The 22,918-nt window shown below is 68.3% G+C and carries 13 protein-coding genes and 2 pseudogenes; 10 read left to right on the top strand and 5 right to left on the bottom strand.

From position 1 onward, the window contains the following. Nucleotides 1–76: 76 nt before the first annotated feature. Entirely contained in the window at nucleotides 77–3,688 is a 3,612-nt protein-coding gene (locus ABT294_RS03515) for an NPCBM/NEW2 domain-containing protein (protein ID WP_350803229.1), read from the bottom strand. Between the two features lie 1,493 nt (nucleotides 3,689–5,181). Between ABT294_RS03515 and ABT294_RS03510 the strand changes: the two genes are divergently transcribed. The 3 genes and pseudogenes from ABT294_RS03510 to ABT294_RS03500 all read left to right on the top strand — a co-directional run bounded on the left by ABT294_RS03510 (nucleotide 5,182) and on the right by ABT294_RS03500 (nucleotide 7,830). Then, nucleotides 5,182–5,730, top strand: coding sequence for a GNAT family N-acetyltransferase (locus tag ABT294_RS03510; protein ID WP_350803228.1), 549 nt, complete (start codon nucleotides 5,182–5,184; stop codon nucleotides 5,728–5,730). Nucleotides 5,731–5,813: 83 nt separating this feature from the next. Further along, a pseudogene (locus ABT294_RS03505) lies at nucleotides 5,814–6,226 on the top strand (IS5 family transposase); the annotation flags it as partial. Nucleotides 6,227–6,786: 560 nt separating this feature from the next. Beyond that, the gene (locus ABT294_RS03500; RefSeq protein WP_350803227.1) at nucleotides 6,787–7,830 is read left to right on the top strand and encodes a cupin domain-containing protein; all 1,044 of its coding nucleotides are present in this window, start codon (nucleotides 6,787–6,789) and stop codon (nucleotides 7,828–7,830) included. 290 nt (nucleotides 7,831–8,120) lie between these two features. On the opposite strand, the gene ABT294_RS03495 is transcribed toward ABT294_RS03500, so the two are convergent. Then, nucleotides 8,121–9,314: an Nramp family divalent metal transporter gene (locus tag ABT294_RS03495; protein WP_350803337.1), complete on the bottom strand. Its 1,194-nt coding sequence runs from the start codon at nucleotides 9,312–9,314 to the stop codon at nucleotides 8,121–8,123. A 597-nt stretch (nucleotides 9,315–9,911) separates the two neighbouring features. On the opposite strand from ABT294_RS03495, the gene ABT294_RS03490 reads away from it, so the two are divergent. Further along, nucleotides 9,912–10,892, top strand: a complete 981-nt coding sequence (locus ABT294_RS03490; RefSeq protein WP_350803226.1) for a threonine ammonia-lyase — start codon at nucleotides 9,912–9,914, stop codon at nucleotides 10,890–10,892. A gap of 531 nt (nucleotides 10,893–11,423) precedes the next feature. Here the strand turns inward: ABT294_RS03490 and ABT294_RS03485 are convergent. Further along, entirely contained in the window at nucleotides 11,424–12,023 is a 600-nt protein-coding gene (locus ABT294_RS03485; protein WP_350803225.1) for a TetR/AcrR family transcriptional regulator, read from the bottom strand. A gap of 94 nt (nucleotides 12,024–12,117) precedes the next feature. On the opposite strand from ABT294_RS03485, the gene ABT294_RS03480 reads away from it, so the two are divergent. Further along, nucleotides 12,118–12,813 carry an SDR family NAD(P)-dependent oxidoreductase gene (locus ABT294_RS03480; protein WP_350803224.1) on the top strand — a complete coding sequence of 232 codons (696 nt, stop codon included), beginning with the start codon at nucleotides 12,118–12,120 and terminating at the stop codon, nucleotides 12,811–12,813. Between the two features lie 138 nt (nucleotides 12,814–12,951). Continuing rightward, nucleotides 12,952–13,421 (top strand): annotated as a pseudogene (locus ABT294_RS03475) (ISL3 family transposase); the annotation flags it as partial. Between the two features lie 16 nt (nucleotides 13,422–13,437). Here the strand turns inward: ABT294_RS03475 and ABT294_RS03470 are convergent. Beyond that, nucleotides 13,438–13,998 carry a TetR/AcrR family transcriptional regulator gene (locus ABT294_RS03470; protein ID WP_350803223.1) on the bottom strand — a complete coding sequence of 187 codons (561 nt, stop codon included), beginning with the start codon at nucleotides 13,996–13,998 and terminating at the stop codon, nucleotides 13,438–13,440. 119 nt (nucleotides 13,999–14,117) lie between these two features. On the opposite strand from ABT294_RS03470, the gene ABT294_RS03465 reads away from it, so the two are divergent. Together ABT294_RS03465 and ABT294_RS03460 are read left to right on the top strand one after the other, a co-directional pair. After that, entirely contained in the window at nucleotides 14,118–15,380 is a 1,263-nt protein-coding gene (locus ABT294_RS03465; protein ID WP_350803222.1) for a trypsin-like serine peptidase, read from the top strand. 517 nt (nucleotides 15,381–15,897) lie between these two features. Further along, the gene (locus ABT294_RS03460) at nucleotides 15,898–17,355 is read left to right on the top strand and encodes an ankyrin repeat domain-containing protein (protein WP_350803221.1); all 1,458 of its coding nucleotides are present in this window, start codon (nucleotides 15,898–15,900) and stop codon (nucleotides 17,353–17,355) included. Nucleotides 17,356–17,577: 222 nt separating this feature from the next. Here the strand turns inward: ABT294_RS03460 and ABT294_RS03455 are convergent, their stop codons facing one another. Continuing rightward, nucleotides 17,578–19,047: an FAD-dependent oxidoreductase gene (locus ABT294_RS03455; RefSeq protein ID WP_350803219.1), complete on the bottom strand. Its 1,470-nt coding sequence runs from the start codon at nucleotides 19,045–19,047 to the stop codon at nucleotides 17,578–17,580. Between the two features lie 537 nt (nucleotides 19,048–19,584). Here ABT294_RS03455 and ABT294_RS03450 point away from each other — a divergent pair. Together ABT294_RS03450 and ABT294_RS03445 are read left to right on the top strand one after the other, a co-directional pair. Further along, nucleotides 19,585–21,504: an exo-alpha-sialidase gene (locus tag ABT294_RS03450; RefSeq protein ID WP_350803218.1), complete on the top strand. Its 1,920-nt coding sequence runs from the start codon at nucleotides 19,585–19,587 to the stop codon at nucleotides 21,502–21,504. A gap of 460 nt (nucleotides 21,505–21,964) precedes the next feature. Continuing rightward, nucleotides 21,965–22,654, top strand: a complete 690-nt coding sequence (locus tag ABT294_RS03445; RefSeq protein WP_350803217.1) for a FadR/GntR family transcriptional regulator — start codon at nucleotides 21,965–21,967, stop codon at nucleotides 22,652–22,654. Nucleotides 22,655–22,918: the final 264 nt, after the last annotated feature.

The raw sequence follows: 22,918 nt of genomic DNA, 5'->3' as shown, positions 1-22,918 counted from the left end.
GGGCGGCAGTCCTGCGGCGCCGGCCTGCGGTCCCGGCACGTGACCGGGACCGCTTCGGCCGTTCAAGGGGCCCGGTTCAGCAGGTGAACCTGGCCGAAGCCCAGTCGGCGTGGTCGCCGGCGTTGCCGTTGCCCGCGTCCTCGACGACCAGGTCGACGTACTGCGCGCCGGCCAGCGAGGCGGTCATCGCGACCGGCGCGGAGGTCCCGGTCAGCGTCGCCGAGCGGTACACCTCCCTGCCGTCTGCGATCACCGCGAACACCACCGATCCGTAGTCGGGGATCTCGTCGTCCACGCCCACGGTGGCGGTGAAGGCCGAGCAGCCGCCTGCGGTGTAGTAGGACACGACCGACGTCGCGTGCGCCCCGAGCCCCTTCGCGTGAACCGTCCCGCCGAGGCTGATCGGGTTGCCGTCACCCGCCGCGCTGTCGTTGTTGCTGCGGTCCTTCTCCACCGGCCCCCAGCCGTTCGTGGCCGACAGCCAGGGATGGTCGGACGCCCACACCTCGCCTCTGGGCGCCGGTGGAAGGGCAGCGGACGTCACGGTGGCGGCGAACACGTGCACGGCCCCGTTGTCCGGCATGGTGAGGGCCACGACCTTCTTGGCCGGGTTGATCCGTACAGCGTTGTAGAAGACGCGGTAGTCCACGGTCGGGTACTGGTTCGGACCGGCGGCGGTGTTCTTGCCCTTGGTCGAGAAGGCGATCTTCGAGCCGTAGACGGCGGGATCGAGGCAGCACCAGTTGGCGAACCCGAGAGGCCGGTTCTCGGCGGAGCCGTCCGCGTAGTGCACGGTCAGCGTGCCGGTGGCCGACCCGCTGGTGCCGGTGCCGAGGAAGGCGAGGGTGTTGCCCTGCCCGGCCAGCGCGACGGTCTGCGCGTGGCCGGAGACGTTGTCGGGACGGCCCGGCTCGGTGGACGGCCAGGTGAACGAGACGCCCTGCGCCTGGACTGTCGCGCCGGCGGTCAGCCCGGCGGCGGCCAGCCGCTGCCGGGAGAAGCTCGACCCGCCGCCGTCGATGTTCCCCTTGGCGACGTCGGCGTCGTCGCTGATGCCGACGTTGTCGAAGGCCGCGGCGAGCGACTTGTGCGGCACCTTCGAGGCGGCCGCCGAGGTGACCTCCCGTGTGTCGCCGTGCACCTTGTAGGTGGCCGTCGCGATCAGCGTGGTGGGACCGGGCTGGACGTCGTCCGGCACGGTCATGGAGAGCTTCCCGTCGAAGGACTTCCCGTTCGGCACGATCCCGGCCCGCACCGGGGCGGGAGCCGTCCAGCCCGCGGGCACCCGCAGCGAGAGCCGTACGTCGCCGGCCGGAAGGCCGGTGCTGTTGGTGAACGTGATGGGCACCTCCACGGTGCCGCCCGGCGTCAGCATGGCGGGCACGGCGGAGGTGACGGTGGCGTCGCCGTCGCCGGGGAAGAGCCCGCCGACCACGCCCGCGCCGACCAGTTCGAGCTCTCCGGAGGCCGCCGTCGCCAGTGCCGGGATGCGCGCCTTCACCAGGTCGCCGTCGGCGTACCAGCCGGTCGCGCCGCCGTCGTAGGCGGCCTTCGTCACCTTCTCGAGGGGCCGCTTGCCGTACAGGACGGCGGTGGGCGCGCGTCCTGTGTGAACGTTCAGCTCGTACGGCCGGGCGGCCGGCTTGCCCGTGTAGGACCCGGAGACCGGGCCGATCCCGATCCGCACCACGCCCAGCCCGTGGGAGGGCGCGTCGACGGTGAACCGCTGCGTCGCCGACTGGCCGGCGGCGAAGGCGCGGGTCTTCCCGTCGTCGCTGTAGAGGTCGAACGACGAGTCGCCCAGGGGGTAGACGTCCAGCGTCAGCGGGTCGTCCGCGCGGACCTCGGCGTGGTTGTTGATCCCGTCGCGGTACATCGGCACGATCGCCCCCGCCCGCACGAACAGCGGCAGCCGCTCGAGTGGCGCGTGGTAGCCGTCGATCGTGCGCGGACCGTCGTAGACCTTGCCGCTCCAGTAGTCGACCCAGCGCCCCTGGGGAAGGTAGATCCCGCCGCGCACCTCACCGCCGGTGTAGACGGGCGCGACCAGGAAGTCCCGGCCGGCGAGGAACTCGTCCTTGACCTGCCAGGCCGCGGGGTCCGAGGGATACTCCAGCACCAGCGCCCTGCTCACCGGCGCGCCCGTGCGGTGTGCCTCGGCGGCGTAGGTGTAGAGGTAGGGCAGCAGCCGCTCGCGCAATCTGAGGTACTTCCGGTTGATGGAGGTGTACGGCTCGCCCCGGGTCCACGGTTGCTTGTCCTTGTCCGCCCAGCCCGACATCGACATCAGGGCCGGGGTGAACGCCTTCCACTGCAGGTCGCGTACGTAACTCTCGGCGCTGCCGCCGAAGATGCCGTCGATGTCGCCGGCGGTGAACGGCATGCCGCTCAGCCCGGCGCCGGTGATCGCGGGGATCTGCCAGCGGATCGCGTCGAGCGTGCCCGAGTGGTCACCGGTCCACTGGACGGCGCAGCGCTGGGAGCCGGCCCAGCCCTCGACCATCCAGACGAAGCCGCGCGCGTCGGAGTACTTCTCGATGCCGTCCCGCGCCCCTTCGCACTCGGTCAGCGCGTGCCGGTAGCCGGGCCCGATCCAGGCGACGTCGAGCTTGCGGACCCGCACGCCCGCCTGCCTGACTTCGTCCTCCTGGCTGTCCAGGGCCCGCTGGGTCCACAGGCCCATCTGGATCCCGCGCTCGCGCAGCGCGTCGCCGGTCTCCTTGAGCTGCTGGTACTCGCACCCGTACCCGTCGTTGACGAGCATCCAGCCGCGCGGCATGTCGTTGGACACGTAGCCGTCGGCGACCTTGACGGCGCTCGGCGTGGTCCACTTGTTCGGGTCCTTGGGCCCGGTGTAGGTCGGGCTGCTGCGGTTGTAGCAGTCGGCGTCGCCCATCTCCAGGCCGTAGATCGGCGGCATCATCGGCCGCCCGGTCAGCTCGGTGTAGCGGTCGAGTGGGGTTTTCAGGTCGTACGGTTTGGCGGCGACGAAGTAGTAGGCGTCGAAGCGCTGCTCGGCGTGGCTGAGCACGGCGGGCGAGGTGAAGGCGTAGCCGCCGGGCGCGAACGTGTTGCGCAGGACTCCGTAACCGGCTGTGCTCATGTAGTAGGGGGCGGCGTTGGGGTTGCCGCCGTCGTCCCAGTCGAAGTCCTTGGTGACGCGGATGGTCGTGCCGGTGTGGTTGAGGCGGCCGTTCTGCATGCCGCCGCCGAAGTACTGCTCCTTGTCGCCGGGGGTCAGCGTCTGCCTGGTGCCCGCGGCGTCCCAGGAGAGCGGGGCGTTCTCCGCCCACACCAGGCTGCCGTCGGCCCTGCGCACGCTGAACAGCGCCGGCTTCTTGCCGACCCGCACGGTCACCGCGCCGGTGGCGATCTCGTAGCGGTCGTCGAACTCCGTCCAGGAGCTGGGCACCCGCGGGTGGTCCGGCTTGACGATGATCTTTGCGCCGGCGCCGGTGTTGGCCGGGTCGGTGAACGTGCCGTCGGGGGCCAGTTCAAGGCGGAAGACGTCGTCCTTCTGAAAGGTGAGCCGCAGCCTGGCGGTGCCCGCCTCCATCGTGTAGACGCCGTTCTCGGCCGTGAACGCGGTGATCGAGTCGAGGGCGGCCGCGTGCGCCGGGGCCGGCGTCACGACGGTACAGAGAGCGGCGACCACCGCGCTCGCTAACCAGCAGGCGAGTCTGCGCATGCGCTTGACCTCCGGGGGGGGGTGAGATGTGCGCATTTCTGCGCACACCGTAAGCTCATCCGTCAAATTTCGGCAAGGGACGAGTAAGCCCTAACAAGGGCAGCGGTCGTAGGCGATCAGTGACCGGGTGATGCGCTGGCCGGTGATTGCGCGAGTCACGGTGCTGTAGCGCACGCCGGCGGGTGAACTCCGGGCGCCGAACGGTATGGGAATCAGGAGCGGCGGCTCAGCCCGGCCGACCGGCGGGGTCTGTCGGCCCTGTTCCGGACGCTTCGAGCTCGACAGCCTGCGCGCCGGCCTTGCGGTCGGTGTGGGTTGTTCGGGACTGCTTCCCATGCCTCGATCGCCTTGCCCAGTAGTGCGCTACATCGCTCCGGCCCCGATGGCGGAAACCGAGCTGAAGGCCCTGAAGGAGGAGATACGGCAGGCGTCGGAACTCCGTACAGGCTTCCGGAGTTTGGTCTGATGCGTCCTGGCGCGGAGAACTGCTCCTGCATGATCTCCCCTTGAGGCGCGGTCGCGTGGTGGCGCAGGGTGCAACGTGCTTACCTGGAAACAAAGCAGGACGCGGCCTAAGGGGTTCCGCGAAACATATCGGGAGATCGGCGATACTCCTCGCGGTTGTCCTTGCCCTCGCCGCATGCCAGCCACCGACTACCCGCTGGCTGGATATCGAGAACCGCACCGGCGAGACCGTTAGGGTGAAATGGCTTGGCGACACCATCCACAGCCAGGACGTTCCAGCGGGAAGATTGACGCGGCTTCCAGTCGCGGACAAGAAAGGATGTTTCCATGTCGGCGCCAAAGACGTGATCGTGGCCGAGACAAGCAACGGACGGCGGTTTACCTACGGGCCTCCTGCCTGCAGAGGCGGAAAATGGGTTCTTCCGGCCCAATGAGGTAATCCCAGCAGGCATGGCGAGCGCAGCTGGATTCCTACCTTTCCAAGCTGCTGCGCAGCGAGCGTCGCAAAGGCGCCAGAAGGCGTAGTTCAGAGAAGGACGCCCCGGCTCTGACGGCGGCTGGCAACTCACCCTGCCGGACACCCCAGAGATACAGCGGCCGCCCCGGCATGGCATGAACCCCGAGATCGAGGTCTGGCCGTTGGAATCCCTCGCCACCCATGGCCGGCGCCCCGACTCCCACTCGTCTCGGGAGACCAAGATATCTGTTCAAGGTGCTCGCCCAGGTGGGTGACGACCAGTCGGTCGAAGGCGGACCCCTCCCCCTTGTCTCTGCGCCAAAGTCAGGGCTCCTCCACACCGCCTCTGCCGTTTCGGCGGACGGCCAACTCATCGCCCGCGGTGGCACCCTTCCAGCGCATGCGGACGAAGTCGTCCCAGCTCGGGGCGGCCTTTCGGTCTTCGTCATGGACCGCATAGCGGATTGTGGCGCATGAGGCGCGGCGTGTCTGTCTGCGAACTCGATAGCGAGCACCCAGTCAGGATGGGCTTGGTTTGCCGTCGGACAACCCGGTCGGATAGGAAGCTTGCATGCTAAGAGGTAACAAGGTCGGGCTCAGGGCCCGGCACGAGGACGACATTCCGATCCTGCGGGCCGAGCTCTACGATGACGTGGTCAACTCCTCGCGGGCCGAAGGCGGGCCGTGGCGGCCGATCACGCCCGGTTCGAAGGATCCGCGGCTCGTGGTGGACGACACGGAGCAACGGCACGTCCCGTTCTCGGTCGTGGAGCTGGACGGCGGCACGCTGGTCGGCACCGCGACGCTGTGGGGCATCGACAACCACAACCGGTCCGCGCACATCGGGCTAGGGCTGCTGCCGTCTTCTCGCGGTAAGGGCTACGGCACTGACGTGGTCGCGGTGCTGTGCCACTACGGTTTCGTCGTGCGCGGCCTGCAGCGACTGCAGATCGAGACGCTGTCGGACAACGCCGCGATGCTGCGCTCCGCCGAGCGTAACGGTTTCGTCCGCGAGGGCGTGCTGCGCTCCTCGGCCTGGGTGATGGGCGAGTTCTTGGACGAGGTGCTGCTCGGACTCCTCGTCCAGGACTGGAAGCCGGCCACGAAGGCCTATCTCTGATCTTCGCGTCGGGACTTCGTGAACATGGCGGGCTGTGGCGTGTCTGACAGATGATCACGCTTGGTGCGGTTAGATAGGCGTCCATGGTGCGACGTGGTGAGCTGACCGATAAGGCCTGGCAGCGGATCGAACCGCTACTGCCCGCCACGGATGGGCGAGGCCGTCCGTGGCGGGGGCAGCGCCAGGTCATCGACGGGATCTTGTGGCGGTTACGCACCGGAGAGCCCTGGCGTGACATCCCCGAACGGTACGGCCCCTGGCAGACCTGCTACGAGCGGTTCAAACGCTGGGACCAGGATGGCACCTGGGCCCGCTTGCTTGAGGAAGTACAGGTCAAGGACGATTCGATAGTCAATGTGGAGTGGAGCTTCAGCATCGACTCCACTATCGCCCAGGCCCACCAGCACGCGGCCGGCGCTCGATCGATACGAAGCAATCGCAAAAACGGCAGGCGCTTGGCCGGTCCCGAGGAGGACTGACCACCAAGTTCCACCTGATCACCGAAGCCCTTCCTCGATCACGCCCACGCTTCCGTGCGCGAAGAAGCAGCCCTCGCCCTCGCCGAAGTCCCCACGAGCCCGACTCCGGAGACATCCCCACCACAACTCTTGACCATTGCTCGTTCGCCCCACCGTGTGGGGGTGCAGATGTCTGCCATGTCTCGCTGTGGCGCCTCGCGGCGCTCGACCACCCAGCGATGGTGCCGGAGCCGCCGGCTGAATTCGTTTCGTAGCGGTTTCAAAGTGGATCAAGTGCCCCAAACCGGCGCCGGGCTTCTTGATCGCGATTGTGGCCCGGGAGGGACTGGGTGCGTGCGGAGTGGAGCCGGATGAGCTGATCGGCTTGTAGACAAAGTCCGCGAAAGCCCCGATCAGGCGACACGCCGCACCACAATCCGCTGCAGCGGACACTTAATGCTTAACCTTGGAAAACGGGAGCACGCGAAGGCCAACTCATAGACCACCGGCGTGGACGCGCCATGCGACCCGGGACGACATTTCGCGGCGGCACGCATCCGACCTTGAACGTGCGGGTTGCGGCAACGAAGGGAAAGCCATGACGAACGCCTCGCCGCACACCACCTCCTTGGCAACCGTGCCACCCGCATTCGAGAACGAGCTCGGATCGGTCACGATGGTCGACGCCACCGTACTGCCGATCCTCAACCGGCTCTCGCTCAAGCGCGTCGTCCTCGAACCCGGCGCAATCCGCGAGCCGCAATGGAATGTCAACGCCAACCAGCTCGGCTACTGCCTTTCCGGCACGGTCCTGGTGTCGATCCTCGGCAACGCCGACGCCTTCTCCTCGTTCATCGTCAGCGCCGGTCAGATGTATCACGTCGAGTCTGGCGCCATTTACCACATCGAGAACCTCGGTGCCGAGCGCGCCGAGTTCCTCCTCGCCCTACGCAGCGAGCGCCCGCAGCATTTCTCGCTGCACGCCAGTTTCAACGCCATGACCGATGCGGTGCTCGGCAACACCTATGACCTCCCCTCATCGGCGTTCGACGCCTTCGATCGGTCTCCGGCTCAGCAGATCGTCCGCCGTACCGGTGCCGCTGACGTCCCGTCCACGGCTGGGCTGTCCAATGCTCACCTGTTCGACGCCGAAGGCCAGCACGCGCCGCTGTCCTACGCCTACGGCGACGCTCGCCTGGCCCGTAAGCAGTATTGGGCCGCCCTGGAGGACATCTCCATGTACTCCCTGCGCATCAGGGAGAGCGGGATGCGCGAACCGCACTGGCATCCGATCACCGCCGAGATGGGATACGTCGAGAAAGGTCACGCCCGCATGCGCGTCCTGGACCCCGACAACACCCTCGACGAGTATCTGCTCGGCCCCGGCGACGTGTACTTCGTGCCACGAGCCTTCCCGCACCATATCGAGGTCATCGGTGACGAGGACATCCACTTCCTCATCTTCTTCGATCAGCCTACGCCCGGCGACATCGGCTATCGGGCCACCGCGTCGGCGTTCTCCCGCGAAGTCCTCGCCGCGAGTTTCGGCATTCCCGAGCGTGAGCTTCCGCAATTCCCCTTCACGCCGATCGATCCGCTCATCGTCGCCCGGGCCAACCCCAGCGATCCTGTTCGACAATGACGGCTCGCGGCTCCTATCGCGAGTCTCGCTTCGGCGACATGAAGAAAGGGAACGGATCAGCTTCTTCCCTCCTATGATCGCCACGGCGAGCAGAATCGCGGCACACGTGAGCAGCAGCGTGAGGGGGAGCCATGCGGTCGTCCCGAAAATCGCACAGCCGGCGGTCAGTCCGGCGAAGACGAAGAACTTGACCCGAATTCTGGCCAGCGAAATCGGAATCACCGTCTCAGGCGAGGCATGGTCCTCGTCGGACCCGGTGTGGTCGTGCATCGAAAGACCCCGTTCACAGGTCAGAACAGCAGGAGAACCGGCAGCGAACAGCCGAGAAGCGCGACGATCGCCGCGGCAGTGCCTGCGATCCAGGTCGTGTGCGGGGCGTTGACGAGCGGACCCATCAGCGACCGATCGCGGCAGAAAAGGACGAGCAGGAACAGCACCACGGGCACGCCGAGGGAGATGACCACCTGACTGAGAATCAGCAGGTCGGTCAGTGACGCGCCGGAGAACAGCGCGAGGACGGCCGGCGCCATGGTCACGATCCGGCGCACGTGCACGGGCACCCGCCAGCCCAAGAAGCCCTGCATCACGATGTCGCCTGCGAGCGTTCCGATCCCGGAGGAAGAGATCCCGGACGACAGGAGCGCGATGGCGAAGGCGAGGGCGGCGGCTCCGCCTATCCGGGCGCTCAGTTCCACGTGGGCGGCCGGCAGATCACCGGCCCACGCACCGCCGGTCTCGGCGCCGAGACCGGTGCCGAGGGCGATCATCGACACATTGACGACCGTGGCGACGCCCAAGGCCAGTGAGCAGTCCAGGCGCAGGATCCGGCGGACGAGGTCTGGCTGCGAGCAGGCGGCAGCGGTCGTCATGCCGCGTCCCTGCACCAGCGCCGAGTGCAGGTAGACCGCGTGGGGCATGACCGTGGCGCCGACAATGCCCACGGCCAGGAGCAGCGCTCCCTCACCTCCGAGGCTCGGGATCAACCCGGCGGCGAGTCCGCTCGCGGACTGATTGCCCGTGACGATGATGTCGTAGCCGACGCCCGCGCCGACGAACAGGAGAGCCGTGGCGCTCATAAGTTCGAACGGGCGGGTCCGGCCCTTGCGCCGCAGTTCCAGGAGTGCGAGCGACACCACCGCCGTTGACACCGCCGACACCCCCACCGGCATGCCGAACAGCAGCTGCATCCCGATCGCCGCGCCTACGAACTCCGCGAGGTCGGTCGCGAGCACGACGACTTCGACCTGCAACCACAGCATGAGGCTGCCCGCCCGGGTGAACCGCTGCCGGCACAACTGCGGCAGGCTCTTGCCGGTCGCCATGCCGAGTTTCGCCGCCTGGAACTGCACGAGGATCGCGACGAGACTGGCCGCCACGACGACCCAGACCAGGGTGTAGCCCAGTGTCGCGCCCGCGGTGAGGTTGGTGGCCACGTTCCCGGGGTCGACGTACGCGATCGCCGCGACGAAGGCCGGCCCCAGCATGGTGATTCTCATGCCTCCCGGCCTCGCAGTGGTGGTGGCGGTGCGAAGATCGACGGCCACGCCGCCGGTGCGCCTGGTGGGAATGATCCACAGTGGTGCGCGTCTGCTGGACCACCTACTCGAATTCGTCGGCTTGGGGCGAGCAGTCACCGAGCTTCCCTAATGATTATCTATTTGACATTCTTCCGTGTCGCCAGAAACGGCACGCCGGGCCAGAGATGCCCACACAAAGAGAGTCGTGAAACGCGATCATTTCACGAAAGGATCGGATCGATATCGCGGGAGTGATAAATGGCTATCAATCCATTCGTAGATCTTTATCTTCAGGTTTCTCGCAAATCGAGGCACCAGTGCGGTCAGCGCGCATCGACGCCGACCACTGCGGCCAGGGCACGCAGCGCGATCGGGTACGCCGTGGCGGTGTTGCGGTTGTCGATTGTGCGCAGGAACGCAAGCCCTTTCTGTCTTCCGTCTCGGCCAGGCGTCCTGCGGTCACCACGGTGGCAGGTCGGACAGTATTCCCTCTCTGTTGACCCACCTCCCAGCGCGGGCGTTCACCCAGATGAAACAGCGGCGGTGGCGCTACGCTGCTGTGTCGTGCAGGAGACGCGCCTCGACACTGCTCGGATCCGGGCGGCTCGCCGGGTAATCGACCCGATTTTTCTCGACACTCCGCTGTACCGCTGCGAGGCGCTGGAGCCCGACCTCGGGTGCACGGTGAGCATCAAGCTCGAAACGGCGAACCCGGTCCGCAGCTTCAAGGCCCGCGGCACCGAGGTAGTCGCGAGCCTGCTCACCGACAATGGCTCGCGAGCCGTGGTGTGCGTCAGCGCGGGCAACCTTGGCCAAGCCCTCGCTTGGTCCGGTCGCGGCCGGGGGATCGACGTCACCGTCGTGGCATCCCGCTTTGCGCCTGCGGCCAAGCTTGATCGCATCCGCGCGTTGGACGCCAGGTTGGAGCTGGTGGACGGCGACTTCGACATGGCTCGCGAGCGGGCGGCGGCCGTGGCGCGGTACGACGGCATCCGGCTGGTCGAAGACAGCCTGGACATCGAGACCTGCGAGGGCGCGGCGACCATCGGCCTGGAACTGGTGGACACCGTGCCGTCGTTCGACGCCGTCCTGATTGCTCTCGGCGGCGGGGCGTTGGCCACCGGTGTGGGTCACGTGGTGAAGGCCTGGGCGCCCGAAGTCGAGGTGATCTGCGTCCAGCCGCTGGGCGCACCGGCGATGACACACTCGTGGCGCCAACGACACGTCGTCACCACCGACTCGACCAACACCATCGCTGACGGCGTCGCCGGCCGGCGTCCCATCCCGGCCGTCCTGGACGACCTCCTCCTGGTCGCTGACGACGCCGTCCTGGTCCAGGAGGCGTCGATCATCGCCGGTATGCGGATGCTCCTCGACCACGCCGGCCTCGTCGTCGAACCGTCGGCCGCGCTCGGCATCGCGGCGATCCTCGAAGACCGTGACCGCTTCGCCGGCCGACACGTAGTCACCATCGTGTGCGGCAGCAACGTCGACGTAGACGCCTATCACCGCTGGGTCGGTGCGGCTCCCATCCACAGGTCTTGACAATTGCTCCTGCCGGACGGCGAAACACATCTACCGGCCTGTGACGTTGAGACCCCTCGCAGGGGCGATGCAGGACCCAGAGTAAAACCGCAGGTGAGCGCGGTTCGCGAGACTGCGTTTGCCGGTCGGACCGCAGTGAACCTCCGGTTGCGCACGGCCCTGGGAGGTTCCACGGTGCAACGCCGGATCACCGAACTGCGCGACGCAGGCGTGCTCCATTCGACGTCGACACCGAACGCGCCCGCGTCGGTCTGCGCATCCGCTACACCTACCTGACCGGCACGATCGCCACACGTTACGAACGTCCAAGGCATGGACGGCTCACTAGTCCTACACACCGTCAAAGGCCCGCCCGGCATCCGCGTCTCGAAACCCTCGGGCTGAACCGCAACGGCCTGGGCTCCAACCAAGGAGCAACGCTCGCCGATGGCCTCGATGATCCGCCGTCGCAGTTCGGCCGCGCGCACCGCCGGGGACGGGCGGGGGACAAGGCGCATGGCTGATCGGGTCGGCGAACAGCTGAGCTGACACTCAGTTGGAGCGGGGCCTGAGCAGGTCTTCGACAAGGGTGTCGACCAGACCGCGGGGGATACTCGACCCCGTCAGGGCGCAATAGACGATCGGGCCGACAAGAGCGTCCATCGTGGCGTCGGGGCCGAGTCTGGGCGAGACCTCGCCGGCGTCGATCGCGCGCGCGAGCATGTCGCGTTCTTGGTCACGGCGTGGACCGAGATAGCGCTCGTGAAAGCTCTTGGCCGTGCCGGGATCGTGCTGCGCCTCGGCGATGAGCGCGAGCAGGACCTTGCCGGCAGGGTCGCGGGTGAGGAATCGCGCGAAGCCGCGCAGGTAGCCACGGATGCTCTCTGCCGTGGCCTTCTCTGCCGGGACGGGAAGGCGTTTGTTGCTGTCTTCGATGAGCGTGTCGAGGAGGATCTCGACCTTCGAGGGCCACCAGCGGTAGATCGTCTGCTTGGCGACGCCGGCGCGACGCGCGATCGCCTCGACGGTCAGAGCGCCGAAACCGTGCTCGACGAGCAGATCGTCTGCGGCGTGAAGCACCGCCAGACGTGCGGCCTCGTCACGCCGGCTGCCGGAGCGCGGCCTGCGGGGCGGAGAGTTCACGGCGGGCATGCGAGACACGATACCCGTCAGCCGTCTTCGTGGTTTAGTTTAGACGCAACGTCGCGTCTAAACTAAGTGTGTTCCGCATCGCGAAGGAGTGAATATGTCCCCCACGTCCAACCGCCAAGCTCTCATTATCGGAGCCTCTCGAGGGTTGGGGCTCGTCCTCGCCAACGAGCTCGCCCGACGCGGCTGGCGAGTCATCGCCACGACGCGCCAGAGCGGCGGCGAGCTGCAAGCGAATGCCGACGCCTGGAATGGACAGCTGAAGGTCGAATCGTTGGAGATGACCAGCTCCGAACAGCTGGCCGCTCTGCGCGAGCGCCTGGAAGGCTGTCGACTCGATCTGCTCTTCGTCAACGCTGCCATCGACCGAGGTGATCTGCCCATCGACGAGGTCTCGACCGACATGTTCACCGAGGTGATGATCACCAATGCGTTGAGCCCGCTACGCGCCCTTGACGCCCTCCGCGGACTCGTCGCGCCCGGCGGAACCGTCGCGGTCATGTCCTCTGAACAGGGCAGCATCTCGCGAAACACCGAGCCCGGCTATGAGCTCTACAAGGCCAGCAAGGCCGCGCTCAACCAGCTGATGCGCAGTTACGCCACCCGCCACGCCGACGACGGACAGACCAAGCTGCTCATCGACCCCGGCCACAATCAGACCCAGCTCGGCGGACCCGACGCGCCCCTCACCCCCCAGGAGAGCATCCCGGCCGTCGTCGACGTCCTCGAAGCGCAGACCGGCGCGCCCGGCCTGCAGTTCCTGGATCGCCATGGCGAGACCGTCCCGTGGTAGAGCCCCAGGCCAAAGCACCGGGGGCTGCGGTTTGACAGCTTAACGATCTTGACATTTGGTGGCGGGGCCCGCTCCTGGGTGGGCCGGTAGGCGGCGTGCGTCCGGCGCGGTCTCCCCGGGTTGCGTCCACGGGCCTGAGTACTGGGGGTGGACGGCTTCGCCCTGTGCCGACGTCACCGCTACGTCAACGCCGAGACGCGCGAGCGCATCGACGTCCTGCCCGGGCGCACCGCTGATGTGCTGGAAGCGTGGCTTCGCGCCCATCCCAAGGTGCAGGTCGTCTGCCGGGACGGCTCGGGCGCCTATGCCGAAGCGATCCGCCGCGCGCTGCCGGACGCCATCCAGGTCGCCGGCCGCTGGCACCTGTGGCACAACTTCCGCGAGGCCGTCCTGAAAGCAGCCGACCGCCTGCCCGTCGCACCTCGCCGCCTGACCTGGCTCGTGCTGACGCGGCCCGGCGACCTCGAAGACGAGCACCGCCGCCTGCCCCGAGATGACCTGGCTGGGCACGTCCGCGGTTTTTCGCCGACCTGCTGCGGCCTGGCGAGGGCAACGCCGATCGCCTCGACACGTGGATCACCACCGCCCGTGCCGCCGATCTGCCTCATGGCAATGGCTCACGCCTCAGCTGGGTGGATGGGTGGGTTCGCGTAGCAGGAGCTGGAAGAAGGCGTCGCGCAGGTCGTCGCGGCGGTGGCCGTCGAAGAGTTCTTCGAGGCTGACGTCTCCGACCATGGTGACCATCATCCGGGCGACCGGTTCGGGTGGGTCCCAGCCGATGGCGGCAAGGTCATGGACGACCAGGGCGGCGATGTGGTCGTTGCGGGCGCGCATTTCGTCGAACAGGTCGGCATCGGTGCGGGCCTGCACCAGCATGGCCCGGGTGGCACGGGTTTCCAGGCACATGTCGAGGTGGAAGGTGATGCCCTGGATCAGCCGTTGCCGCCCGGGGGGTAGGTGGCCCACTGCGGCGACCAGTCGCTGTTCGGCCTCGTCATGGTAGAGGCGGTGCAACGCGCGCAGGAAGTCTCTGCGGTCGGTGAAGTGCTGGTAGAAGTTCCCCTTGGACATGCCGGCCGCCTCAACCACAGCGTTGACCGACATCCCGGTCAACCCGCGTTCCTGGGCGACGTGGAGTCCCGCACGCAGCAGCGCTTCACGTCCTGGGCCTGCGGGCCGCGCCATGAGTCACGTCCTTCCTGACGCTGCCGCACCACTGTGATGTCGGCCACACACCCCTTGACGGTGGATCCATTCCCGATCAGTGTATGGCCGATCCGCTATGACCGACCGGTCGGTCAAAGATGGGAGCCGCCGTCATGACATCGATACGCACGCGGGTCGGCACCTTCGCCGCCACGATGCTGCTGGCCGCAACCGCGGCCGGCGGTCTCGCACCGGCCGCGCACGCCGACACCACCCCGTACGAAATGACCCGGATGGTGCCGGCCGGGGCGGGCTATCAGAGCGCCTTACGGGCGGAAATCAACTATTGGACCACAGGCAGGATCGCGGTGGCCGCCCTCAACGACGACACCGGCAACGCCATCGGGCGTGGCTCGGACGCCGTGCCCCCCGCCGACGGCTGGAATGACCTGGCCGCGCCCTGGAAGGGACCAGGCTTGATCACCAGGACCGCCGGGAAACTGCTGCTGCGGGTCGACAACGCCGCCACCGGCCAGTTCGACCATCTGGCGGCCTGCACCGCCACGGTGGCGCAAAGCGCCAACCGCAGCGTAGCGGTCACCGCCGGGCACTGCTTTCGAGAGCAACTGGCCAGCAACCTGGGCGGGCCGAACCACATCGCGGTCAATGCCGTGTTCATTCCCGGCTTCGACGGCACACGCCTGACCCGCATCCCCGCCGACCTCACCGACACACAAGCCATCAATGACTACGTCCAGAACACGCCGCTGCCCGGCACAGACATCGCCCCCTACGGCGTGTGGGGCGTCACCCGGGTATGGCTCACGAACACCTGGGCGTGGAACAAGAACAACTTCACCGGCAACGACATGGCCGCGTTCCTGGTCGACAACCCCGATGCCACCGCCCCGATCCAGGACATCACCGGCGGGCAGGCAATCGCATTCGACCACCCACGCGGCCAGTTCGTGACCGCGTTCGGCTACCCCACCTTCAACCGGGTCTCGTCCTCCGGGTCGGCGCAGTGGTACGCCCCGCAGTACGACGGCAACAACCTGCCGCTGGTTGGCAAGCCCGGAGCCAACGGCGTCCCCGCCGGCCAGGTGCGCACCTACGACGGCCGGGCCCTGTTCGCCTCCCGCGGCGCCACCACCCCCGACACCGGCGGCAACGTCGACGACATCATGCCCATGGCCCAGGCCCAAGGCTCCAGCGGCGGACCCTGGTTCGACACCTTCGACCCGGCCACCGGCACAGGCACCCTCATCGGCGTCATGTCCCACTTCGTTTCCAGCAGCTCCGGTGGCTTCGGCCTCGACCAGCTCTGGAACCCCGCCCGGCCCTATATGGCCGGTACCCACTTCGCCGACCAAGAACGAGCGGTCTACCAAACCGCCGCCGCCACCACTCCGCGCGCGTAGTCGCCCACTCCTCACGGCCGTGCGGAAATCGGTGCCGGTAGGCGTCAAGGTCCTTCTCCAACCCGGGGCACTACACGAACGCGCAGAGCGGGCCGAACGGGCACCAGACGTTGACGACCAGGCTCGCACCCTCGACCCCGACATGGAAGCGCATGCCTCCGGAACAGGCCCGACGCGCCGACGAGACTGGCTGACCCTTGTCAGACGCATCGACAAAGGGGGCGTTGCGACCCCTCGTAGGGGAGACATCCGATCTGCCTAGGGTGTCAAGCCCATCATGGCGAGCTCGGGTTGGTCCAGTGCATGGCGTGGTCGGCTCCCGGCTCCGAGAACGCCATGAACGGCTGGTGTAGTCGGCCAGTGGACGACTTGCCGGCGTAGGCTTGGTGACGCGCGCCCAGGGCGCCACCGGTCCGCGGGAAGGGTCAAGCCCACCTGACGCTCATCGAACGACCCGGCCCGACCTCTTTTCCGGCCTGATCATGCGGACGCCAGGCCAGACGGAAAGGAGGCCCTCATGCCTATCCATCATCGCCATCGCCTGCCCGACAACCCCAGCATCGAACGGCTCCGCAAGCAGGCCAAGACACTCCTTAAATCTGTCAAAGCAGGAGTTCCTGAGGCGATCGGACTCGTCACCGAGTTCCATCCCCAACCGCCGCAGACGCTCAAGCTGTCCGACGCGCAGCTCGTCACCGCCCGCATGTACGGCTTTACGAGCTGGCCCAGGCTGAAAGAGCACATCGACACCGTCGAGCGGTACTCCCGGTCGCCGCACCGGGTGGCGCCGAGCGAACAGCTGCCGGAGGAGTTCTTGCGGCTGGCCTGTCTCACCTACGGCTCGGACTACCCGGGCCGGACCGGGGAGGCCGACCTGCTGCTGGCCCGGCATCCGCAACTGTCCACCGCGAACGTCTTCACGATGTCGGCCACCGGCTCGGCCGATGCGCTGGCCGATGCGCTGGCCGGAGATCCGGGGCTGGCTCGGGCGCAGGGCGGCCCCTTCGGGTGGGAGCCGCTGCTGTATCTGACCTACGCCCGTCTTAGCGCTCCCGGCCGGTACGTGCCGGCTGCCCGGCTACTGCTCGACCACGGTGCCGATCCGAACGCCGGATTCCTGTGGGACGGGCTGACCTCGCCGTTCACCGCGCTCACCGGCGCATTCGGCGGCGGAGAGGGTCACCAGCCACCGCATCGGCAGGGCCTGGCGCTGGCCAGGCTGCTGCTGGAGGCCGGAGCGGACCCCAACGACAGCCAGACCCTGTACAACCTCGGGCTCGGCGGGTCCTGCTCCGATGACACCGCCCACCTTCAGCTGCTGCTGGAGTTCGGCCTGGGCCGCGGCGAGGGTGGGCCGTGGCATGCCCGGCTGGGGCCGACGATGCTGTCCCCGCAGCAGATGATGCGGGACGAGCTGGCCACCGCCGCGCTGCGGGGCGGGCCGCAGCGGGCTCGGCTGCTTCTCGCACACGGCGCGGAGGTGAACGGCCTGGGCGGGCATCCGGCGTACGGCGGACGCACACCCTACGCGCTTGCCGTGCTGAACGGACACACCGAGGTCGCCGACATCCTCGCCACGGCAGGAGCCTCGGCGGTACTGGACGAGATGGAGGCGTTCACCGCCGCCTGCATGCGCGCCGACGCCGACGCGGTGGCCGGATTCGGCCCGGAACTGCTGACGCGAGCGCTCGCCCGATTCCCCGAGCTGATCAGCAGCGCGGCCGAGCAGCGCAAGCCCGCGGCGGTGCGGCTGCTCGCCGGTCTCGGCTTCGGCGTGAACCACCTGCATCGATCCACCCCGCTGCACGCGGCGGCCTGGAACGACGACGTGGAGACGGCCAGGACACTGATCGAGCTCGGCGCCGACCCAACGATCACCGACACCGAGCACGACGCGACCCCGCTCGGCTGGGCCGAGCACGGCGGCAAGCACCGCGTGGCGGCGTACCTCCGAAGTCTGGGGCCAGAGTGGTGACCGTCCAGTACGGCGTGATCAGCCTGGCCGTCGATCACCGGCCGACCCGACCACCGTCGGTCACGCCATCGCACTGGGCTGCTGACCGTGCCGCACGGTTTGCCCTACTTACTGACGGGCTTTCAGACCAGCGCAGCATGGCGCGGGAAGGCCGTGAGTTCGTCGTAAGGCGGGACGATGAGGACGCAAGGGTGATCTGCGGTTCACCGAGCAGCCCACCCCCTAATTCGGGTTGGCGGCCTTCAGGGGCGGGTGCGGGGTGTGGAACCATTTCTCGGCTGCCGTTGTCAGCCCGTCTGTGCCGGTCCAGGCCACGTATCCGTCCGGGCGGATGAGGAGGCTGTCGGCGGGAGGGGTGTCGCAGCGGGCCCTGACTACGTCGATCGAGTCGCCGGTGTCGCTGTCGAGCATGACTCCGCCGCCGAGGTCGAGCAGGAGCGGGCGGGCCTTGCGCATGAGTTCGGCCATGCGCAGCTCACCGGTGTCGGTGGTCAGCCGCAGGTCCGGCACCAGGCGGCCGACCAGCGGATGGGCGGCGGTGCCGTAGGGGACGTCGGAGCCGTGCAGCAGCTCTGCCAGGTGGCGCAGAGGCTCCTCAAAGGCGAAGATCTCGGTGAGCAGGGCCCGCAGAGCCTCGCCTTCCTCGCCCTGCAGGTGGTCGAGGGCTGCCTGGGCGCGGGTGTGCAGGAGGGCGCGTTCGGCGACGGGACGGCGTTCGGACTCGTAGGTGTCGAGCAGCCCCTCCGGCGCGTGGCCCCGGCGTTGGGCGGATAGTTTCCAGCCGAGGTTGACCGCGTCCATCATGCCGACGTTGAGTGCCGAGCCGCCCGCGGGGAACAGGTGGGCGGCATCGCCGGCGAGGAACACCCGGCCGGTCCGGTAGCGGTCGGCCAGGCGGGCCTGAGCGGTCGTGCGTGACAGCCAGATCGGATCGCCCAAGGGCAGGTCCATGCCGAGCACGCGGTGGATGGCTGCCTGGAAGTCGGCGAGGGTGGTCGGCCCCGCTGTATGACCTTCCTTCTCCCGCACGCCGACGATGTGGACGCCGGGCTGGAGTGAGGTGACGAGGATCCGCCCGGCCGGGGTGCGGTTCCAGCCCGGCTCCAGCCCAGCCACCGTGGGGTGGTCGAACACGCCGGTCTCGGTGTCTGCGGCGAAGTGGCCGATCCATGCCACCTCCTCATCAGTGGTGCCGGGAAAGCCGATCCCCGCCAGCTCGCGGACCCGGCTGCGGCTCCCATCGCAGCCCACCGCATAGTGGCCACGCAGGCTGAATCCGGCGCCTTCGGCTGTCACTCCGGACTCGTCTTGCGTGAGCGAGTCCAACTCGTGCCCCCAGCGGATCGACACACCCAGCTCGGCCGCTCGCTCGCCCAGCAGCCGCTCCAGCCGGGGCTGCTGGATCATCAGCATGCGCAGCGGGACGTCAGCGACTCCGGTGAAACGCAGCGGGACCGACCCGAAGGGGAACCCCGGCGGGACCCCGAAGAACGGGCTGTCGGCGCTGAAGCGCTCCAGGAGGCCTCGATGGTCCAGTAACTCGATGATCTGTCCGCCCAGACCGTTGGCCTTGGGTGTGTGGCCCGGTTCTGGTCGCTTGTCCAGTACGACGGTGCGGGAGCCGGTCAGGCTCAGCTCGCAGGCCAGCATGAGTCCGACCGGCCCTGCTCCGATGATCACGACGTCTTCCATGGATGTCAGGCTAGATTGACGAAATCGCGGCTGTCAAGCTAGCCTGACAGGGTGGATCTGGAGAAACCGTCCGAACGCAGCTGATCGAACGACCCGCCATCGGGTTGCGCGCGGTGGGTGCTGCATCGGCCGGCCGAGGAGGTCGCGGCCGCGTATGCGTGCACGGGAGGTTCGCTGCAGGTGGACCCCACCTGCTGAAGCGGATGCGCCGTGAGATCAGTTGGCCCGTCGGCCTCGCTCACGCGGCCACCCAGCCGAAACCAGCGGCGTTCGCCTGCCTGAGCTCTCAGCTCCAGACGGCCCGCAGTGTCTCAGGAGCCCGGACCGGCGCCACCTCGATCGGAGCTCCCGGCACAACAGCCGAGCCTGGAAGACCAGGTCAACTGCCCTGCGCCGGTTCTGGCGCCGGACGCGCTGTTACAAGCCGGCAACACATTCGCCCGCCGGTGAACATTCTAGGTTCACCATCTATTTAACATCCAACGTTGGACGTAGGATGTCCCGTCATTACCTTCTCCTATCAGGAAGGGCGAGGACATGCACGATGGTTATCTCCCGGAGGGCCGTACCGGGCGCTCCCGGAGCCGTCGGGCGGGCGCCGTCATGGTGCTCGTCGGCTTACTCGTCAGCGCGTTCGGCGGGCCGGCGGCCGCGGCGCCGGCGGAGACCTTCGAGGCCGGCGCGACCGGCGACACCGCACCGTTCGTGGACGAGCAGGTGCTCTACAAGCAGGGCGACTTCGGATACGGCTGCTTCCGGATCCCCGCCGTGGTGCGGGCCACGAACGGCATGCTCCTGGCGTTCGCCGAAGGGCGGGTGAAGGACTGCGGCGACGACGAGGACATCGACCTCGTGCTGCGCCGTTCCGCCGACGGCGGGCGGACCTGGGGGCCACTGCAGGTGATCTCGGAGGGCAACGGCACGACCCACGGCAACCCGGTCCCGATCGTTGACGAGCGTACCGGGCGGGTCGTGCTGGTGAGCACCCACAACGGTGCGGAGCCGTGCCCGAACGGCTGTGACCGCGACCCCTGGGTGCAGTTCAGTGACGACCACGGGACGACCTGGTCGGCCGCCAGGGAGATGACCGAGGGCAAGCGTCCGGAGTGGAACTTCTGGTACGCCACCGGCCCGATGCACGGCATCCAGCTCAAGCTCGGCCCGCACGCCGGCCGGCTGGTCGTCGGGGCGAGTTTCGAAAGCTGGGACCGGGTCGGCAAGCACGTCTACGGCACGCACCTGCTCTACAGCGACGACAGCGGGGTGACCTGGAACATCGGCGCCGAGACGTCCCGCGACGACGGCACGGTCATCGCCCAGGAGGTCACCGTCGTCGAGCTCACCGACGGGCGGATCTACGCCTCGGCCCGCGAGCGCGGCACCGACGAGGGCAACCGGGCGTACGCGACCAGCAGCGACGGCGGCGAGACGTGGGACGCGCCGTTCCGCACCATGCCGGCGCTGGCGACGACCGACATCCAGGCGTCGCTGCTGCGGTTCAACGACGAGCGCATCCTCTTCTCCTCGCCGATGCACCCGGGCGCCCGGGAAGCGATGGGGATCCGGTCGTCCTACGACGAGGGGCGCCGCTTCGAGACGTGGGACGAGGGCAAGGTCTTCTACTGGGGGCCGTCGGCGTACTCGGACATGGTGCGTCTGGACGGCGACGAGGCGGCCCTGATGTACGAGGCCGGCAACATCACGCCGTACGAGCAGATCCGGTTCGCGCGGTTCAACGAGGCGTACCTGGAGACGCCGAACGGCGCCCCGCCTGGCATCCCCGGACCCCCGGCACCCGGCCCGACGACGCCGGACGAGTCGCCGTACCGCAACGAGGCGTATGTCCGCGGTGGCGCGCAGACCACCGACGGGCGGTTCGGTAACGGGCTGGCCCTGGACCGGGTGGACGACCGGGTGGAGGTGGCGTTCAACGACTCCATCGACCTCGGCGCGAAGGACTTCACGCTGACCTCCTGGATCCGGTACTCGGAGCGGACCGGCGCGCACTCGATCCTCTGGTTCCACCGGGTGAACCGGGGCACCAACCCGCCGGCGCTGTGGCTGCGGGCCGAACCGGCCAGCAACCGCATCCGGGCGGTCCTCTCCGTCGACCGGTTCAACGTGACCGTACAGTCGCCGAGCGCGTACAACGACGGGCAGTGGCACTTCGTGGTGCTCCAGCGGGTACGCGGCGAGCTCCGGCTCCTGGTGGACGGCGTACAGGTCTCGGCGGCGGCGGCGCCGGCCGGTTCGCTGACCCTCGGCAAGGAGTTCGGGCTCCAGGGAATCCACATCGGACAGCGGATGGACGGTGTGGACCGCTTCCGCGGGACGCTGGATGAGGTACGCGTCTACCGGCGCGCCCTCGCCGACGCCGAGCTGGACCTGATCCGACAGCGGAACCTCCCGATCGGCGGTCAGCTTGGGCTGCGGCTGCCGTTCGATCGCGTCAGCTAAGGCGAAACGAACTGCTTGGCGATGGCGCTCGCGGGGCCCCGGCGGGCGTCATCGCCGCGCCTTGACGGTATTGGATTACCTGGCGGCGAAGGACATCCTACGTCCTGGAGGTGCCCGCTACGCCCCTGGGAAGAGCTTGGGCAGTTGTGCCCGGGCCAGTGGCCTGAGCCGTACGGCGAACAGGCGTCGACCGAGTCGTGCGGCCACCGGACTCGAGTGCCGATGCCGGCCCAGTCGCCGAGGTCGGCCAGGGTCCAGCGCGGCGTCGGCGTATCCGCTGCGCAGGTCTGCGCGCTCATGTGGCCGGCACCGATCTGGAACGGCAGCCGGCACCGTCCGCACGGCGTCCGTCCGGTGGCCCATCCGTGTCGTCGGCGTAAACTTTCCTGTCTCGCCTGGCCTTCCGGGACCGAGAGGTGGGATGTTTTGACACGAGGTCTTCGACGAGCCTGGAGGCAGCATGCGTGCGCGTGACGGCGCGTCGCTTCAGGAGCGCATCGTCGCCCTGATCCACGAGCGCGGACTGGCCCCCGGGGCGCCGATGCCGACCGAAGTGCAGTTGATGGATCTGCTCGGGGCGAGCCGCAACAGCATCCGCGAGGCCGTGCGGGCCCTGCGGGCGTTGGGCATCGTCGAGATCCGGCACGGTCATGGGACGTTCGTCGGGCACGCGTCGCTCGACGTACTGACCCCGTCGCTCGCCTTCCGGGTGCGTTCGGGGCCGGGCGGCGGGATCCGCGCGCTGCACGATCTGGTCGAGGTCCGCGAGCTGCTCGAGACCGGGCTGATCGGCCAGGTGGCCCAGAGCACCAGCGCTCCTCGGCTTGCCGCGTTGGACGCCCTGGCCAATGGCATGGATCGGGACCGGGAAGCCGATCGGGCGTTCCACGCGCTGCTGTACGAGTCGTGCGGCAACGAGCTGGTGCTGCAGTTGATCGGACTGTTCTGGGACGTCTACCACGAGGTCGAGCCGACGCTCGGCCCGCCGGAGGAGCGGACCGCGGAGATCGCCGTCAACCACCGCCGGATCGTGGCGGCGCTTCGCGCTCGGGACGCCGACGCCGCCCGGGAGGCGATGCGGCTGCACTTCCGCGACGTCAAGGCGCGCATCGCGCGGGCGGATCCCCGGCCGGCACCTGAGCCGACCTGACCCGGCCGCTCGGCCGTACCCGGTCACACCAGGCCGACGGCGGTTGGGTACTCCTCCAGGACGAACCTCTACGCGGGTCCGCAGTCCCGAAGGTTGGGGCAGGGCACGCGACGCCCAAGGCCAGACCTTCACAGCAGCCGGGCGCGCCCGTGGGTTGTCAACGGGCGGTCAGGACTAAAGGGCCTCCAGCGGATCGTCGCGGCGAACGTCGTCGGGCGTCCCAGCCGCCGCTGGGACGAGGCGCCGATCGTCGTTGAAGGCCAT

It is taken from the genome of Nonomuraea sp. NPDC000554, from assembly GCF_040300065.1.
Classification (GTDB): domain Bacteria; phylum Actinomycetota; class Actinomycetes; order Streptosporangiales; family Streptosporangiaceae; genus Nonomuraea.
The sequence above is the reverse complement of the archived record's forward strand: the minus strand, read 5'-3'. Positions and strand labels throughout refer to the sequence as shown.